Consider the following 224-nt stretch of genomic DNA (forward strand, 5'->3'; position numbering starts at 1 on the left):
GGATGCCAAGCACCATGGCCAGGGTGGTGCCGGTGGCCAGCAGGCCCAACGCCTTGGCCTGCTGCCCGGGCGGCGCCACGCGCACCGCCAGCGAAGCGGTAATGGCCCAGAACACTGCATGCGCCAGGGCAATGCCGATGCGACTGACCAGCAGCATGGCGAAGCTTTGCGACAGCCAGGACAACAAGTGGCTGACGATGAACACCATGAACACCAACAACAGC

At 64.7% G+C, this 224-nt stretch carries 1 pseudogene; it reads right to left on the reverse strand.

Annotated features, from left to right (window positions below):
* Positions 1–223 (reverse strand): annotated as a pseudogene (locus tag RRF55_RS28615) (sugar transporter); the annotation flags it as partial.
* Position 224 lies beyond the last annotated feature (1 nt).

The sequence above is a fragment of the Klebsiella sp. K47 genome (assembly GCF_051858335.1).
In the GTDB taxonomy this organism is placed as follows: domain Bacteria; phylum Pseudomonadota; class Gammaproteobacteria; order Enterobacterales; family Enterobacteriaceae; genus Klebsiella; species Klebsiella pneumoniae.